A 17104-nucleotide genomic window follows, 5' to 3' on the forward strand; every position below is an offset into this window, starting at 1 on the left:
CAGGGGGCCCGATCACGCGGCTCGGGCTGGCGGCCCCTCCGCCGTGACGCGGTGCACCCCGGCCCGGGGCTCCAAGTTGCTCGGCTGCTTCAGGTCCCAGACGAGACCCAGGCGCTCCAGCACCCGCAGGACTCGCCAGCCCGCATCGGACTGTCCCGGTTCGGCTCCGAGGCGCGCCGAGTCCGGCCAGGCATGGTGCGTCGCATGCCACGCCTCGCCGAAGGTGAGCCATGCCGCAGCCGGCAGGTCGTGCCCCTGGACGGATTCACCGTCGACCACCCAACCCTGCGGGCCATCGCGGTGGGTGAGGTGCACGACGAGCCAGTGCCCGGTCAGCGACACCGCGATGCGGACGGGAATGCCCCAGATCATCCACGGCCATCCGCCCACCGCGTAGAACAGCACGGCCCAGGGCAGCTGCTGCAACATCCAGGTCGCCTCCAGCCATCGGAACACCCGGTCCGTCCCGACCTGCGGCTCCAGCAGGAAACGCGGCGGGTGCGTGAGGATCAGCTCGGCGTGCATCTGGAGGAGCGCGTCGCGCAGCATCGGCAGCCGGTTGGCATGCAGGTCGTGACAGGCGGCCTGCCGCTGCGCCCAGTCCCGCATGTCGTGCAGGCGGATCATTCCCACCGGCCCGGCCATGCCGACCAGGGTTCCGAGATAGACCAGGAGATATTCGACCCAGGGCCTGGCCGAAAAGCTGCGATGCACCAGCAGCCGGTGCATGCCGACCGAATGTCCGGCGCAGAGGGTGACGATCGTGGTGACGGCGAACAGCGCGACGGCACCGGGGGTGACGAGGACGGGTCCGAGAAGCAGAGCCGCGCCCACCATTCCGGTGATCCAGAGTGACTTGGCGGGCGCCCATTCCAGGCGTCCCACCACGGCGGAGGTGTCCGCATCGGCGATCATGCGGGCGGTCGAGGTGCAACGGGGCGCATCGCTCATGTCGATACCTATTCACTAATTAGGAAATCACCTAATCGATGGCGGGCCGCCACTTGTCAATGGTTAGCTCATCGCCTAACTCATCCGCATGCAGCGCGTCTTCGAAGCCCTGTCCTCCTCGGTTCGCCGGAAGATCCTGGCCTATCTCGCCCATACCGAACTCAGCGCGGGCGAAATCGCCGGGCGATTTGCCATGTCGAAGCCCTCCATCTCCCAGCATCTCGCGGTGCTCGAATCGGCCGGGCTGATCGCGGGCGAGAAGCGCGGACAATTCGTCTTCTACCGGCAGGTGGAGGACAGTCTCCTCAACACCCTGAACGGGTTCGTTCAGGAGGCCTGTCCGGTCGGCCGGCCGCTCAAGCGCGAGAGCGCGGCCCTGGCGGAGGATCGGCGCCAAGCGAAGCCGGCCACGGACGAGCCGCAACACGGCTGAGTCGTCCGGCCACGGTTCGGTCGCGAGGGTCTGGTGGCGACGGTTTGGTGGCGACGGTTTGGTGGATTGCCGGGGCGCGGCGCCTGTGGTCTGAAGCCGCCACATCCCTCGATCGCAAGGCCGTCCCATGCGTCGCACGCTCCTGCCCCTCCTCGCCTTCGCGGTCGGCCTCGTGGGGCTCTGCGCCGCCGCCTTCGTGGTGCTGGCGCCGAAGACCCAGGAGGCCGGGACGAGCAGCGTCGGCGGACCCTTCACCCTGACCAATCAGGACGGGCAGCGCGTCACCGAGCGCGACTATGCGGGGCGGACGCACCTCGTGTTCTTCGGCTTCACCCACTGCCCCGACGTGTGCCCGACCACGCTGCAGCAGATCGGCGACGTGCTCCAGGCCCTCGGGCCGAAGGGCCGGGACACCCGCGCGCTGTTCATCGCGGTCGACCCCGAGCGCGACACGCCGGCCGCCCTGAAGACCTACCTGGCGAGCTTCGACCCGCGCATCGTCGGCCTGACCGGCTCGCCCGAGGAGGTGAACGCGGCGGTGAAGGCCTACCGCGCCTATGTCCGGAAGGTGCCGACCAAGGATGGCGACTACACCATGGAGCACACCGCCCTCGTCTACGTGATGAACGGCCAGAATCGCTTCCTGAACGCGCTGAACCTTGCCCGCCCGCCCGAGGAGGCGGCGGGCGAACTCGCCAAAATGCTCTGACCGCCGAGATGCTGTAAGCCTTCGGGACCGACGACCGGGGCCGCCGCCTCCCGTCTCGCCTGCCCCCGGAGCGACCATGACCATCCTGTCGGCCTTCCCGATCACGCCCTCGAATGCCGACGGCCAGGTCGACCTCGGCGCCCTGCGCACCTTGCTGCAGCCCCTGGTCGCGGCCGGCGTCGGATCGATCGGCCTGCTGGGCAGCACCGGCACCTATCCGTTCCTCGCGCGCCATCAGCGCCGCCGGGCCGTGGAAGCCGCCGTCGAGGCGGTGGCGGGCCGCCTGCCGGTCCTCGTCGGGGTCGGCGCCCTGCGCACCGACGAGGCGGTGCGGATGGCCCAGGACGCCAAGGGCGCCGGGGCCGAGGCCGGGCTCCTGGCGGCGATGTCCTACACGCCGCTGACCGAGGACGAGGTGTTCGTGCACTGCGAGACGGTGGCACGGGAATCCGGCCTGCCGCTCTGCCTCTACGACAATCCCGGCACGACCCATTTCCGCTTCACCCCGGCCCTCACCGGCCGCCTCGCCCGGGTTCCGGGAATCGTCGCGATCAAGAGTCCGGCCCCGGAGCCGGACGGGGCGGCGGAGCACGTCGCCGCGCTGCGCGCCGTGGTGCCGGTCGGGTTCTCCCTCGGCTATAGCGGCGACTGGAACGCCGTCGCGGCGCTGCTGGCAGGCGGCGAGGCCTGGTACAGCGTGCTCGCCGGGCTGTTTCCACACACCGCCCTGGCGATCGTCCGGGCGGTCGAAGCGGGAGACGCCGCCGAGGCGCGCCGCCTCAATGCCCGGCTCGAGCCGCTCTGGGACCTGTTCCGGACCTATTCGAGCCTGCGGGTGATCTACGCCTGTGCCGACCTCCTCGGTCTCTGCCGGGCCGAGCCGCCGCGCCCGATCCTGCCGCTGGGCGGGGAGGCCCGCCAGCGGGTGGCCGACACGCTCGCAGCGCTGGAACTGGGCTGACCGGCCCGCCAAGCGAAGATCGCTGGTCCAAGCGTTCACACCTTCGTGGCAGGTCGATTGCGATACGCTCGCAGTCACCCGCCCGGAGAACGGCAATGGCCCGAAGTGAAACAGACAACGTACCGGAAGAAGAAAACCGCTTCATACTGCTCGTCCTCTTCCTGATACTCGCGGCGGGCGTTGTGTTCGCCGAGGCTGTCGCCATGATTCGGCGTGGATGGATCGCGCTGTCGAACTGGACTCCGATGCGTCAAAGTTAATACTTCGGCAATTGTAGGCTCAAACACGCGGGTGGTGGCGGCGATGGTCGGGTCCGGCCCTCACTCCGCGCGTAGTGCGCCGGTGCGGGAGGTGCGGGCGAGGCCGTGCTCGGTCTTGTTCCAGCGGTTGGGCGCACGGACGAGCTCGTACAGGCCCGACCAGGCGGCGAGGCTGACGAGCAGGAAGTAGATCGGCATCCACGGCACGAAGGCGAGCAGGTCGAACCAGTTGCGCCGGACGCAGCCGAGGGCTGCCGGGAGCAGCATGGCGAGCAGTCCGGCGACGAACAGCGTGACGGCGGCGCCGGTGGGAAAGTTCGCCCAGAAGCCGCCGGGCGCCGGGAAGCCGTTCCACACGAAGGCCGCGAAGTCGTAGGCCGCCCGGCCCATCAGGAAGGGATAGGCGAGGGCGGAGATCACCGTCCCGGGCACGAGGGCGACGGCGCAGAAGGTTCCGAGAACGCCGAGCTGCCGCACGGTCCGGCGCGGCGACCGCGCATGGGTGAGGCTGGTCTGCAGGAAGCCCTTCATCCAGCGGGTGCGCTGGTGCAGCCAGGACCGGACGGTGCGCGGCGCCTCCTCCAGGGTGTCGCTGCGCAGGTCGCCGACGCGGTAGCCCGCCCTCGCGAGGCGGATGCCCAGATCGGCGTCCTCGGTGACGTTCCAGGCATCCCAGCCGTGGAGTTCGCGCAGGACGCGGGTGCGGAAATGCGTCGACGTACCTCCGAGGGGGATCGGCACGCACCAGGAGGCGAGGGCCGGGATCAGGACGTCGAACAGGGCCGCGTACTCGATCGCGAAGCAGCGGGTGAGGCGCCCGTCGTCCATGTTGTCGATGACGAGGCGGCCCTGCAGGCAGGCGATGGTGCGGGAGGCGCGGGCGAAGCGGGTCGCGGCGGCGCGGAGCTGCCCCGGATCGGGCACGTCCTCGGCATCGTAGACCACGAGGCAGGCGCCGCGCGCCAGGGGCAGGGCGGCGTTGAGGGCGCGCGGCTTGGTGCGGGGCAGGCCCGCCGGCACCCGGACGACCTCGAACCGGGCCGGGAGGCCGGCCGCCTCGAGGGCCGCGTCCGTCTCGCGGTCGTCGGCCTCGATCACCAGCTTGAGGTCAAGCTTGGCCACCGGGTAGTCGAAGCGCGAGAGGGCCGCCACGAGGCGGGGCACCACCCGGGCCTCGCGATGGAGGGCCACCAGGACGGTGTAGACCGGCAGGGCGGTGTCCGGCAGCGGCACCTCGGGGGCCGCCTCGGCCTCGACGCTGACGGCGGCGATACGGACCGTCACCATGGCGAGGAAGCCGACTTGCACCAGCGTCCAGGCGCCGATCAGGACGGCCCCGGGGATGAGCCCGGCGACGAGGCCGACGGCTCCGGCAACGAGGCCGACGATGGCGAGGCGTGGCGCCTGGCTGCCGGCCTCCAGGGCCCAATCGGGCCTGTGGCGCTGGAGCGTATCGGCGGCGTAGGCCGCGATGCCCGCCGGATTGGCGGCGAACACCGCCGCCTGCAGGGCCCGCGGCGTGGTGATGGCCGAGCGGGTCCCCGTCCGCAGCAGCGCCGCGATGGCTGCCCCACGCGGGGCGCGAACCGTGCGCGGTCCGTGGAACGCCAGGGAACCCCTCGGGGAGAGCGGCGCGATCCCGGCCACGAGACTGTCGGGATAATGCGTGTCCTCGCCGAGGCGGAGATCGCCAGCGAGGAACGGGACCCCGAGGGCGGCGGCGAGGGCGCGGTAATAGGCCTCTTCGGGGATCAGGTCGGCCTGGATCAGCGCCGTGGCGGCGTCGCTCCCGCAGGCCCGCGCCAGGGCGGCGGCCTGCGCCAGAAGGCCCGGGTCGACCCCCTGGCGCGCGAGGAATCCGATTTCGGGCGGCAGCGGAGCGGGCCGTCGATCGGAGGTGCCGAAACCGAGGAGCGACACCGCGCGCGGCCTCCCGGCGGCCCGCGGATGTGCTAGGGGAGGGCCGTGAGCCAGTCCGTTTCCACGCGCAACCCGCGCGCCACCAGAACAACTTCTGCGTTTATCCGCCGAAAGGCAAGGCGGCTCCGGGGCCAGGCCGCCGCTTGTGCACTGGCGGCGCTGTCCTGCCTCGCCGCCGCTGCGCCGGCCCGGGCGGAGGGCGTGACGATCCCCAACTTCTGGAATCCGCGCGCCCGGCAGGAGCGCATGGAGACTCAGCCGAGCGCGCGCACGGTCCGCTTTCTCACCGACGACGATTTCCCGCCCCTTCACTTCGCCGGCCCGGACGGCACGCCCACGGGCTTCGTGGTCGAGCTCGCCCGCGCGGTCTGCGAGCGCCTGGCCATGACCTGCACGGTCCAGGCCCGGCGCTTCGACACCCTGCTCGACGCCCTGGCCGACCGGCAGGGCGACGTCGTCGCCGCCGCCATCCCGCTGACCCCGGCCCTGCGCGCGCGCTTCCTCGCCACCCGGCCGTATTTCCGCTGGCCGGCGCGCTTCGCCGCCCGCACCGACAAGGGCCTGCCCGCCCCCTCCGCCGGCGCCCTCGCGGACCGGAGCGTCGGCGTGGTCGGCGGCACCGCGCACGCGGCCTACCTGAAGGCGTTCTTCCCCAAGGCGACGGCCAAGGACTTCACCGATCTGGCGACGGCCGAGGGCGCGCTGCGCCGGGGCGAGGTCGACTACGTCTTCGCGGACGGCCTGAACCTCGCCCTCTGGATCGGCGGCGTCGACGCCGCGGGCTGCTGCGCCTTCACGGGCGGCGACTACCTGGAGAACCGCTACTTCGGCGAGGGCATCGGCCTCGTCACCCGCCCCGACGACCCGGCCCTGTCGCGGGCGCTGGACGACGCGCTCCAGCGCCTGTGGGACGAGGGGAAATACGCCGAGCTCTACCTGCGCTTCTTCCCGGTGAGCCCGTTCTGAAGGATCGGCCGGCGGCTCAGACTTGGGGTCTTCAGGCCTGGCTCTCGGACCGCCTCGGCACGGCCGATCGATTCGGCGGTGCGCGCTTCGGCCGGGCCGACGCGGCGGCCCCGATGGTCGATCGCTCGGGCGGCCTCGCGGTGGTGCCGGCGGGCCTGCGCGACGGCGACCGCCGCTTCGCCCGGCCGGATCCGGAGGCCGACTCAGGTGCGCAGATGCCGGGCGCCGGCCGCGACGGCAAGGAGGAGGGCGGCCACCGCGAGGAAGGCGAGGGTCAGGCTGGTGGCGTGGGCGAGGAGCCCGATGGCGGCGGGGCCGGCGAGCACGCCGGCATAGCCCAGCGTGGTCACGGCCGGGATCGCGAGGGCGGCGGGCACCGCCTCCTGGCGGCCGGCGGCCGTGAACAGGACCGGCACGATGTTGGCGCAGCCCGCCCCCACCAGGGCGTAGCCGAGGAGCGTCACCGGCCAGAGGGGCACGGCCGTGGCGAGGCCGAGGCCGGCCGCCGCCAGGAGCGCGCCCAGGACGACGATGCGGCGGCGCCCGATCCGGCGCACGAGAGCGTCGCCGGTGAGGCGGCCCGCCGTCATGGTCAGCGAGAAGGCCGCGTAGCCGAGGCCGGCGCGGGCCGGATCGAGGCCGCGCTCCTGGATCAGGAAGACGCCGCTCCAGTCGAGGGCCGAGCCCTCCGTGAGGAAGACCACGAAGCACAGGAGCCCGATGCGGAGCACCGGCCCCCGCGGCAGGGCGAAGGCCGGGCCTCGGGGTCCGTCCGCCCTCGTCGGCAGGATGCCCGGCAGGGCGGCGAGGAAGGCGACCGCGATGGCGGCGACCACCACCAGGGTCGCGGCCGCCGGTTCCAGGCCGAGGCTCAGGAGGGCACTGAAGCCGGCCGCGCCCAGGATGCAGCCGAGGCTGTAGAGCCCGTGGAAGCCCGACATCATCGGCCGTCCGGCCCGGCGCTCCACCGCCACCGCCTGCAGGTTCATCAGGCAGTCGAGGAGGCCGAGGCCGATCCCGAGCGCGGTGAGAGCCACGGCGAGGACGGGCAGGCCGGCGGCGCGGGACAGGGTCATCAGAGCCGCCCCGGTCACGAGCACCGCGGCGGCCAGCACCGGGCGGGTGCCGAAGCGCCCGGCCAGGGCGCCCGCCACCGGCATGGTGGCGAGCGACCCGACGCCGAGGCAGAGGAGAAGCAGGCCGAGGGTGCCGTCGTCGAGGCCCGCCCGCGCCTTCACGAGGGGCACCAGGGGCGCCCAGGCGGCGACGCCGAAGCCGACGATGAGGAACAGGAGCCGGGTTGCGCGCGCCTCGACGGGGCCGGCCGCGCGGGTGAGGCGGCGCGCGGCGGGCGCCGCGCTCGCGATCGTCGAGCTTGAGGTCATGACGCCTTTCGGGCGCGCCGGCCGGGGCCGCGCGGCGGGACGGGCCGACCTCTCGCAGGCGGACACGGCAAAGGTGTGAAGCCGGGCCGTCTCCAGGGCTGCGCCTGGCTCGCCTCAGGTCTGCAGGCGTTGCATCGCCAACCCGGGACCCCGGTCGAGCATCGGGACCCCCGACGTGTCAGTTGTCGGGGATCGCGGGGCCGGACCGGCGCAGGACCCGCGCAACGGTGTCGCCGCCGCGGCCGCCAGCGCACGCGTTGACCCTCCCGGTCGCCCTCCCTACGGTGCCGCCCTTCGCGATCACCTGTCCCGACCATCCTTGCAGAACTGACGCTGTCCATGCCGTCCCCGCTTCCCTCCGACCCCGATCTCATTGCGGCGGCCGCCACCGCCGCGGCCTGGCCCTTCGAGGAGGCGCGCAAGCTCGTGGCGCGGCTGGAACGTCGCCCGAAAGCGGAGGTCCTGTTCGAGACCGGCTACGGGCCGTCGGGCCTGCCGCATATCGGCACCTTCGGGGAGGTCGCCCGCACCTCGATGGTGCGCTACGCCTTCCGGGTTCTCACCAACGACAGCGTGCCGACCCGGCTGATCGCGTTCTCGGACGACATGGACGGCCTGCGCAAGGTGCCGGACAACGTGCCGAACAAGCCCCTGCTGATCGGTGCCCTGAACCAGCCCCTGACCCGCGTCCCGGACCCGTTCGGCACCCATGACAGCTTCGGCGCCCACAACAATGCCGAACTGCGCCGCTTCCTCGACGCCTTCGGATTCGACTACGAGTTCCGCTCGGCCACGGAATGCTACCGCGCGGGCGTGTTCGACACGGCCCTGCTCACGGTACTGGAGCGCTACGACGCGGTGATGGCGATCATGCTGCCGTCGCTGCGCGCCGAGCGCTCCGCGAGCTACTCGCCGTTCCTGCCCATCCACCCGGTCACCGGAGAGGTGATGCAGGTGGCCATCGACGAGGTCCGGGTCTCGGCCGGCACCCTGGTCTGGCGCGACCCGAAGACCGGCGAGGGATACGAGACCCCGGTGACCGGCGGCCACGCCAAGCTACAGTGGAAGCCCGACTGGGCCATGCGCTGGGTGGCGCTGGGCATCGACTACGAGATGGCCGGCAAGGACCTCATCGATTCCGTCAAGCTCTCGGGCGAGATCGCGCGCGCCCTGGGTGGCGAGCCGCCGGAGGGGTTCAACTACGAGCTCTTCCTCGACAAGGACGGCAAGAAGATCTCCAAGTCGAAGGGCAACGGCCTCTCGATCGACGACTGGCTGGTCTACGGCACCGCCGACAGCCTGGCGCTGTTCATGTACAACAAGCCCCGCGAGGCCAAGCGCCTGTTCGTGGAAATGATCCCACGCCAGGTCGACGACTACCTGAGCTTCCTGGAGAAGTACCCGGCCCAGGAGCCGGCCCAGAAGCTCGGCAACCCGGTCTGGCACCTGCATGCCGGGCACCCGCCGGCGGCCGAGGCGGTCGGCAAGGGCGGTGCGCTGACCTTCGCCATGCTCCTCAACCTCGCGGCGGTGGCCAACACCGAGGATCCGGCGGTGCTGTGGGGCTTCATCCGCCGCTACGATCCGGATGTCGGGCCGGAGACCCACCCGGTGCTCGCTCGCCTGGTCGGGCACGCGCTCGCGTATTTCCGCGATCTCGTGCGGCCGGCCAAGACCTACCGGGCCGCCACCGAGGCCGAGCGCGCGGCGCTGGAAGACCTCTCCGCCACGCTTCGCGCGCACGAGGGCTCCGTCGATCCGGAGGGACTGCAGGCGGTGGTCTACGAGGTCGGGCGCCGGCACTTCCCCGACCTGTCGGGCAAGGCCAAGAGCCCGGACGGGCGCCCCGGCGTCTCGCAGGCCTGGTTCGGCACGATCTACAACGTCCTGTTCGGCGAGGCGCGCGGACCCCGTTTCGGCTCCTTCATCGCCCTGTACGGCGTCACCGAGACCCGGGCATTGATCGGACAGGCCTTGTCCGGTGCCTTCCTGGCGCAGATGCCGGCCGCGTGACGCCAGGATTTCCGTAAACCCAAGCATCCTGCGCCGGTCTCACGGAGGCGGCGCAGGATAACGTCTGCGTGTCGCGGTGCGATTGCGCACAATTGTGCTTGTCGGGGCGCCAAGGGGCAGATAAAACGCCCATCACTGGACAGAAAAAAGGCCGCCCCGGTGAGGGAGCGGCCCGAAGTCTAGGGAGGAAACGCCCAAGAAGGGCACACCGCGGCGACGCCATCGCCGCGGTGCATGGCGTTCAAATGCCATGTCGCACCGCACCATGCAATCACTCCCCGTGGCGGAGGGGGTATGCGCCGTTTGCATGAAACCGAGGCTCAGGCCTTGGCGGGCTGTCAGGCCTTGGCGGGCTGTCAGGCCTTGGCGGGCTGGATATCCGACATCCCGAGCTGCTCCAGGCTGAAGGCCCAGACCCGCTCCTGCAGCGCCGTGTCCCGGCCCAGGGCCGAGGGGGCCACCGCCCGGCATCGATCGAAGTAGAGTCCGCTCACGCCGTCGACCTCCCGGGAGGTCGCGAGATACAGCGACGTGGCGGCGCCGTCCTCGGGCTTAGATAGGAAGGGGCGGACCAGGCGCCAGCCGAGGCCGAACCAGCCGCCGGTGCCCGAGGCGAACCCGCTGGCAATGACGCCGGGATGGAGGGCGTTGCTCGTGACGCCGGTGCCGGCGAGCCGCCGTGCCAGGGCGGCGCTGAAGAGCACGTTGCCGAGCTTGGCCTGCGAATAGGTGGCGATCCCGCTGTAGCGGCGGGCATGGCCGATATCGTCGAGGGCGATCCGTCCGCGCCGATGCGCCATCGAGGCGACGCTGACGATGCGCGCCGGGGCGCTGGCCTTCAGGAGGTCGAGGAGTTCAAGACTGAGGTGCAGGTAGGCGAGATGGTCGAGCGCCCAGGTCCGTTCGATCCCGTCCACCGTCGTGGCGTAGCGGTCGAAGATCGCGCCGGCATTGTTCACCAGGACGTCCAGGCGCGGATACCGCGCCTGGACCTCGCCGGCGAGGCGGCGAATCTCGGCCTGCGACGCGAGGTCGGCCACGAAGCCGTCGATCACGGCACCGGGCACGGATTCCCGGATCCAGGCCGCGGTACGGCCGGTGCGGTCGGCATCCCGGCCGACGAGGCCGACGCGGAACCCCGCCCGCGCAAGGCCGAGGGCGGTCTCCGTGCCGATGCCGGAGGTCGCTCCGGTGACGAGGGCGATCCGCTCCGGCATCGCCTGGCTCACGCTAGAACACCGCCTGCCCGATGGCGAAGGCGACGACCACGATGACGATGGCCACCAGCAGGAAGAGGCCGAACAGGATGCGGGCCAGGGAGCCGGCGCCGGACGCGATGCCGGTGAAACCGAGGCCGCCCGCGATGAGAGAGATCACGAAACAGATGAGGGCCCATTTCAACAGGGTCATGCGCAACACTCCAGCTCGCGGAACCGACCGTCAACCGCCTGCGCCCGCAAGCGTTCCGCCCAAGCTCGGCTGTTTTACGATGGGGCCGCGGGCCGGGCCGGGGCCGCCGCGCGCCCCTCCGTGCCGGCCCGCTCCAGGAGGAGGTGGGCCAGGGCGTGGTAGAGCCCCTCGCGGCAGACCGCCTTCGAGACCGCGTCGGCGATCAGCGCCGCCACCATGAGGGGGATCATCAGGGCATGGTCCTGGGTCATCTCAGTGACGATGACGAAGGCGGTGATCGGCGCCTGCAGGGCGCCGGTGAGGTAGGCGACCATGCCGATGAGCACCAGGGCAGCCACGGGAACGCCGGAGAACCAGCCGTGCAGGGCGGCGCCGAGGCCGGCCCCGACGCTGAGGGACGGAGCGAAGAGGCCGCCGGGAATGCCGCTGATCGCCGAGAGCAGGGTCGCGACGAACTTGAGCGGCGCGAAGTCGGGATGGGGTTCGGCCGTACCGTGCAGGAGGGCGCGCGCCTCCTCGTAGCCGGTGCCGTAGACCGTGCCGCCCGAGGCGAGACCGCAGAGGGCGACCCCGAGGCCGCAGGCGGCCGCGAAGGCGACGGGGCGCGCGGCGATGGCCGCCCCGAGGCGTCCGGGCAGCCCCCGCGCGAACAGGATGACGATGCGGGCGAAGCCGCCGCCGGCCAGCCCCCCCAGCGCCCCGATCACCGGGACGGCGATCCAGCCCGGCCCGAGGGGCAGGGCGGCGCTGGAGGTGCCGAAATAGGTGTAGTTGCCGGTCAGCGCCATCGCGGTCAGGCCGGCCGCCACGATGGCGGCGACGATGAGACCGCCGGTGCGGGCCTCGTAGGCGCGGCCGAGCTCCTCGATCCCGAAGACGATGCCGGCGAGCGGGGTGTTGAAGGCCGCGGCCACGCCGGCCGCGCCGCCGGCCAGGATCAGTCCCGGCACCCGCTCCGGCGTGAGGTGACCGGCGGCCGCCATGATCGCGGCGCCCACCTGCACCGTCGGCCCCTCGCGCCCGGTGGAGGCGCCGAACAGCAGGCCGAGGCTCATCACCACGATCTTGCCCGCCGCGACGCGCAGGGAGACGAGGGCGCGGCGCAGAGCGAGGTGGCCGGTCTGGCGGGCCGCGATCACCTGAGGAATGCCGGACCCCTGCGCGTTCGGGAACACCGCCCGGGCGAGCCAGGCGCAGAGGGCGAACCCGAAGGGCGTCAGGCCGAGGGCCACCAGGGGCGAGAGGCCGAGCACGCGCCGGAAGGCGCCCTGGGCCGCATCGGCCAGCCCGGCCATCAGGACGGCGGCGAGCCCGACGCCGATGCCGCCGACGAGGAACAGGAGGCGGTGGCGCCACAGCCCGAAGGCGTCGAGGGTGGCCCCGCGCAGGCGCCGCATGCGCGGCACGACCCCGGACCGGACCCTGGCCCTCAGAACCTTGACGCGCAGCACCTTGGCGGGACGGGTGGGGGGCATGCGATCGAAGGCTCGGATGGGAACGCGGGAGAGGGCGTCGGGGGGAGCGTCAGGCAAGGGACATACCCCGGAGGGCCTTAAGCCTTGTCCCCGCCTTCCGCCCGGCAGAGCGCCTCGACGGTCCGCAGATAGGCCTTCGCGTCGAATTTCCGCAGGGAATTCTCGCTCTGGTAGCGCACCGTCCCGAAGATCTTGCGCCGCGCCCAGGGGCGATCGTGCAGGCCGTAGATCCAGGCGACGTTGGTGAAGGAGTTCGGGTCGCGCCCGTCGAGGAAGTAGCGGTTGTTGAGCCGCAGCGTGCGGGCGAAGCCCTCCTCGGGCGTGGGCGACCATTCGAGGATCTTCTTGCCCCAGTACATGCGCAGGTGGTTGTGCATGTAGCCGGTCTCGCGCATCTCGGCCTGGGCGGCGTTCCAGTAGACGTCATGCGTCCTGCCCTCCGCGAGTTCGGCCTCGGTGTAGGTCTTCGGCCTCGGGTCGTCGGCATGCTCGGCCAGGACCTTGCGGGCCCATTCGGGAACGGCGCGCGCGTAGCTGTCGTAGCCTTCCGTGTAGTGGACATGGTTCATCGCCAGTTCGCGGCGGATGACCACCTCCTCGACATAGGCCGCCTTGTCCTCGCGGCCGCCGGCCCTGGCGGCCCGGACCGCCCGCACGATCTCCACGGGCGAGATCTGCCCGAAATGCAGGTAGGGACTCATGTGCGAGGCCGCCCCGGCCTCCGGCCGGTTGCGGTCGCTGCCGTAATCGGCGAACGGGCCTTCGAGATAGGCCTCGAGGCGCCGGCGCGCCTCGGTCTCGCCGCCGGTGAAGCGGCGCACCGGGCCGACGATGCGGTCGAGGCTCATGCCGGCCAGCACCGCCGCCGGGTCGGCGATGTCCACCTCGGACTTCGGCAGGCCGCGCCCGGCCGGGTGCTTCACCCTCCGGGCGGTCAGGGGCGCGACGTAGTCGTCGAGGTGCTTGTGCAGCTTCGGGCGCAGGGTACGGGCGGCGTATTCGTGCTTGGCGGAAGCGACCTCCACCGGCACCACGACGTCGCCCTCCACCTGCACGATCCGCGCATCGACGCCCTCGACGATCTCGGCGTACCAGCGCTTCTGGATCGCGAGGTAGCCCCGGTCGAGGACCAGGAGGGCGGCATCCTCGGCCAGGTCGATCGCGACCTGGGCGGGCGAGGCCTTGCGCAGGCAGAAGCCGATACCCCGGGCCTTCAGGCCGGACGCCGCGTCGGCGAGCCCCTGGAGCAGGAAGGCGTAGTGGCGGGCATTGGCCTCCGGAAAACCGTTCTTGCCGTCGAGCAGCCCGAAGCAGGCGAGGACCGGCAGGCCGAGCCGGTTAGCCTCCTCGATCGCCAACTCGAGGGCCGGGTTCTCATGGGCGCGATTCGCCTGCTGCAGGAGATAGAGCACGTAACGCCCCTCCGCCCTGGGCTCGGCGTCCTTGAGGAGTCGGATCCGTCCCGCCTGAATCGCCATCGCCGCTCATCGTCTCCCGGTTCGTCGTGAAAGGTCGGGCCGCCGCACCCGTACGGCACCCGAGGCCGGATGGATCTCCCGGACCAACCCTGCCGTGGCGAGCCCAGCAGACGCAGCCGCGAAAACTGAATTCGACCAATCCTTTGATGCAGGCTCATCTGGGTCGGGAGCCGCGCGACGCCATGAGCATTTGCCGCTGCTCGGGTGCGTCATTTTGGATACAGAAATAGGGCAATGTGTGCCGCGGCACCAAAAGCGACATGGATGCTGCCCTATCCGCCTTGCAATTTCGCGGGAGAGGTTCAGATTGTGCGTTGCGGGAACGCGATGGCGTCGCGGTCCTGCTGCCCTCCTTGGGCGTTTCCTCCCTAGACTTCGGGCCGCTCTTCGGAGCGGCCTTTTTTCTTGTCCGGCCCCCTCAGCCACGGGCGCGGGCGCGGATCATGAAGTTGTCGTAGGTGTATTCCGCCACCTGGAACCAGAGGTATTCCTCGTTCCGGAAGGTCTTCATGGCTTCGTGGACGCGCTTGAAGTCGGCATTCTTGGAACCGATCTCGGCATAGACGTCGTTGGCGGTCTTGAGGGCGGTCTCCATCACCTCCTGCGGGAACGGGCGCAGTTGCGCCCCGGCCGCCACGAGGCGGCGCAGGGCGCGCGGGTTGCGCGCATCGTACTTCGCCTGGACGTCGGCATGGACCTGGGCGGCGGCGGCCTGGAGGATCGCCCGGTAGCTCTTGGGCAGTCCCTTCCAGGCCTCGGCCTGGATCCAGAGATGGACCGTCGAGGCGCCCTCCCAGAAACCCGGATAGTGATAGGTCGGCGCCACCTTCTGCAATCCGAGCTTCTCGTCGTCGTAGGGGCCGATCCACTCGGCGGCGTCGATCGCCTTGGAGTCCAGGGCGGCGTAGATGTCCGGCCCCGGAGTCGCCTGCGGCACCACCCCGAGCTTGGCCAGCACCTGCCCGCCGAGGCCGCCGATCCGCATCTTCAGCCCCTGGAGATCCGCCTGCGCCTTGATTTCGCGGCGGAACCACCCCCCCATCTGCGCCCCGGTATTGCCCGCCGGCAGGGCGACCAGCCCGTGCCGGGCGAAGATCTCGCCGAACAGGTCGGCGGCGCCGCCCTGAAGCCACCAGGCGCTCTGGCCGCGGGCGTTCAGGCCGAAGGGCAGGGCGGTGGCCAGGGCGAAGGTCGGGTCCTTGGCCAGGCCCAGGGTCGCCGGGCCGTAGCCCATCTCGACCGTGCCGGCGGCCACGGCCTCGAGGAGCCCTTCGGCCGGCACCGGCTCGCCCGGCCCGGAAGGCTGGATCTGGAACCGGCCGTCGCTGGCCTCGGCGACGATGCGGGCGAGCATGTCGGTGGCGCCGAACAGGATGTCGAGGTTCTTGGGGAAGGCGCAGGCGAGGCGCCAGCGCAGGTCCGGCGTCGCCTCCGCCCGCACGGGCGCGGCGAGGAGGGCGGCCGCGCCGCCGAGGCCTGCGGAGAGGAGAGCACGGCGCCCGGAAGTCGGGAGCGCGGAGGATGGGGGCATGGCGCCTCGCTGATGGATCCGGAATCGTCCCGCTGCGGCCGGCTCCCGCCCCGAACGTCCGCCGTTCACGAACGACGGACGGCCGGAAACGATCCCGAAACGTTCGGATGTCCCCGTTGGCCGCCCGGACGACGACCGGACGGCGGCGCGAACGACCCGAGGCCGGTGAACCACTCGGCGTACGTGAACTACTTGGCGTACGTGAAGGTGCCGTCGTTCCAGACGTAGAGGACGTAGCCCTGGGCGGTGACGTCGCCCTTGCCGTCGAAGCCGACCGAACCGAGCACGAGGTCGAAGCGCTCCGCGTGCAGGGTGGCTGCGATGCGCTTCGACTCCGCCGTATGGGCGAAGTTGCCGGCCGCCACGAGGGCCTGGAGGGCCGCGTAGCCGTAGATCGTCGATCCTTCGGGCTCGACCCCCTCGGCCTTGAAGGCCGCCACCACGGCGGCGGCCTCCGGCTTGCGGCGCGGATCGAGGTAGAAGGTCATCAGCACGCCGTTGCTCGCCGGCCCGGCGATGGTGGCGAATTCCTGCGTGGCGATGGCGGAGGTCCCGAACCATTGCGGCTTGAAGCCCCGTTCGGCCGAGATCCGCACGAGGCGGCCCATCTCGCGGGCATCCCCGCCGTAATAGGCCACCGCGATCCCGGCCTCCTTCAGGCGGTCGGCCAGGGCCGCGTCGTCGGCGTCGCCCGCCGCGAAGGCGGTGGCGATGGCCTCGTTGATGCCGATCCGGTTGAGGTTTTCCTTGGTGGCGGCGGCGAGGTTGCGCGAGCCCGGCGTCAGGTCGTTGAGGATGGCGATCTTCTTGTCGCGGAACCGCTCCGCGAGCACGGTGGCCGAGAGTTTGGCCTGGTCGTCGTCGCGGCCGCACACCCGGAAGATCGTCGGCAGGCCCCGGTCGGTGAGCTTGGCCGCGACGGAGGCGGCGGTGATCATCACCGTGCCGTTGGCGGCGTAGACCTCGGAGGCCGCCAGCGACGCGTTCGAGCAGACGTGGCCGACCACGAGGCGCACCCCCTGCGTCGCGTAGTGGTTGGCCACCGCCACGGCCTTGTTGGAATCGCAGGCGTCGTCCTGCACATCGAGCACGATGGTCTGGCCGTCGAGGCCGCCCTTGGCGTTGGCGTCGCGGGCCGCGGCCTGGACCCCGCGCAGGACCTGCTCGCCCACCGCCACGTAGGCACCGGACCGGGGGACGGCGACGCCGATCACCACGTCGGCCCGGGCCGACGTCACGCCGGCGAGCGCGGCGGCGCCGAGGAACAGGCTGCCAGCCAAGCCGCCGGCGCGCCCGAAGCGCCGGGCCGCGCGTCTGAACCTCATCCCGCCCCGTCTCACGCCTCGGTCGACCTCGCTTAAGAATAGAGGCGGATCGGCCAGCCGCCAAGGTTCGGCGCGCACCGCGTCCACGGCCCGTTACCTCCGGCATCGATCCGGACCGCGCGACCCGTGCGCGATGCCGCGCGAGAACGCAAGAGGGACCTTCGGCGCGGGCACGGGGAGCGCTCGACGCCCGCGCCCCGCTCGCGGGTCTACCGCGCGGTTGCGTAGAGGGAGGCGCCTGCGGAGACGGGTGCGGTGATGGTGGAGAAGACGGAGAGGACCTTCTG

Annotated in this window: 14 protein-coding genes; 5 read left to right on the forward strand and 9 right to left on the reverse strand. The window is 71.5% G+C overall.

Going from position 1 to position 17104, the window contains the following annotated elements:
• Positions 1-12: 12 nt before the first annotated feature.
• Positions 13-951 (reverse strand): acyl-CoA desaturase, encoded by a 939-nt coding sequence (locus tag AC0IWM_RS21040; protein WP_471758201.1) that lies wholly within the window; start codon positions 949-951, stop codon positions 13-15.
• An 88-nt stretch (positions 952-1039) separates the two neighbouring features.
• On the opposite strand from AC0IWM_RS21040, the gene AC0IWM_RS21045 reads away from it, so the two are divergent.
• The 3 genes from AC0IWM_RS21045 to AC0IWM_RS21055 all read left to right on the forward strand — a co-directional run bounded on the left by AC0IWM_RS21045 (position 1040) and on the right by AC0IWM_RS21055 (position 3054).
• A complete protein-coding gene (locus AC0IWM_RS21045) occupies positions 1040-1384 on the forward strand; it encodes a metalloregulator ArsR/SmtB family transcription factor (RefSeq protein ID WP_471758203.1) in 345 nt (114 codons plus the stop codon).
• A 127-nt stretch (positions 1385-1511) separates the two neighbouring features.
• Positions 1512-2093, forward strand: a complete 582-nt coding sequence (locus tag AC0IWM_RS21050; protein ID WP_471758205.1) for an SCO family protein — start codon at positions 1512-1514, stop codon at positions 2091-2093.
• A gap of 76 nt (positions 2094-2169) precedes the next feature.
• The gene (locus tag AC0IWM_RS21055; protein WP_471758207.1) at positions 2170-3054 is read left to right on the forward strand and encodes a dihydrodipicolinate synthase family protein; all 885 of its coding nucleotides are present in this window, start codon (positions 2170-2172) and stop codon (positions 3052-3054) included.
• A gap of 320 nt (positions 3055-3374) precedes the next feature.
• Here the strand turns inward: AC0IWM_RS21055 and AC0IWM_RS21060 are convergent, their stop codons facing one another.
• Positions 3375-5234, reverse strand: a complete 1860-nt coding sequence (locus AC0IWM_RS21060; RefSeq protein ID WP_471758209.1) for a glycosyltransferase family 2 protein — start codon at positions 5232-5234, stop codon at positions 3375-3377.
• A gap of 45 nt (positions 5235-5279) precedes the next feature.
• Between AC0IWM_RS21060 and AC0IWM_RS21065 the strand changes: the two genes are divergently transcribed.
• Positions 5280-6200 (forward strand): transporter substrate-binding domain-containing protein, encoded by a 921-nt coding sequence (locus AC0IWM_RS21065; protein ID WP_471758211.1) that lies wholly within the window; start codon positions 5280-5282, stop codon positions 6198-6200.
• Between the two features lie 203 nt (positions 6201-6403).
• On the opposite strand, the gene AC0IWM_RS21070 is transcribed toward AC0IWM_RS21065, so the two are convergent.
• Positions 6404-7585 carry an MFS transporter gene (locus tag AC0IWM_RS21070; protein ID WP_471758213.1) on the reverse strand — a complete coding sequence of 394 codons (1182 nt, stop codon included), beginning with the start codon at positions 7583-7585 and terminating at the stop codon, positions 6404-6406.
• A gap of 339 nt (positions 7586-7924) precedes the next feature.
• On the opposite strand from AC0IWM_RS21070, the gene AC0IWM_RS21075 reads away from it, so the two are divergent.
• Positions 7925-9598: a lysine--tRNA ligase gene (locus AC0IWM_RS21075; protein ID WP_471758215.1), complete on the forward strand. Its 1674-nt coding sequence runs from the start codon at positions 7925-7927 to the stop codon at positions 9596-9598.
• 356 nt (positions 9599-9954) lie between these two features.
• Here AC0IWM_RS21075 and AC0IWM_RS21080 read toward each other — a convergent pair whose 3' ends face one another.
• The 6 genes from AC0IWM_RS21080 to AC0IWM_RS21105 form a co-directional block, all read right to left on the reverse strand.
• Positions 9955-10815 (reverse strand): SDR family NAD(P)-dependent oxidoreductase, encoded by an 861-nt coding sequence (locus AC0IWM_RS21080; RefSeq protein ID WP_471758231.1) that lies wholly within the window; start codon positions 10813-10815, stop codon positions 9955-9957.
• Between the two features lie 13 nt (positions 10816-10828).
• Complete coding sequence (locus AC0IWM_RS21085; RefSeq protein WP_056469231.1) at positions 10829-11008, reverse strand: DUF1328 domain-containing protein; 180 nt, start codon at positions 11006-11008, stop codon at positions 10829-10831.
• Between the two features lie 74 nt (positions 11009-11082).
• Positions 11083-12405, reverse strand: coding sequence for a chloride channel protein (locus AC0IWM_RS21090; protein WP_471758233.1), 1323 nt, complete (start codon positions 12403-12405; stop codon positions 11083-11085).
• Positions 12406-12560: 155 nt separating this feature from the next.
• Positions 12561-13961: a deoxyribodipyrimidine photo-lyase gene (locus AC0IWM_RS21095; protein WP_471758217.1), complete on the reverse strand. Its 1401-nt coding sequence runs from the start codon at positions 13959-13961 to the stop codon at positions 12561-12563.
• Between the two features lie 418 nt (positions 13962-14379).
• Positions 14380-15492, reverse strand: coding sequence for a TRAP transporter substrate-binding protein (locus AC0IWM_RS21100; protein ID WP_471758219.1), 1113 nt, complete (start codon positions 15490-15492; stop codon positions 14380-14382).
• Positions 15493-15680: 188 nt separating this feature from the next.
• A complete protein-coding gene (locus AC0IWM_RS21105; protein WP_471758221.1) occupies positions 15681-16817 on the reverse strand; it encodes a branched-chain amino acid ABC transporter substrate-binding protein in 1137 nt (378 codons plus the stop codon).
• Positions 16818-17104: the final 287 nt, after the last annotated feature.

The organism is Methylobacterium sp. AC433, from assembly GCF_979253015.1.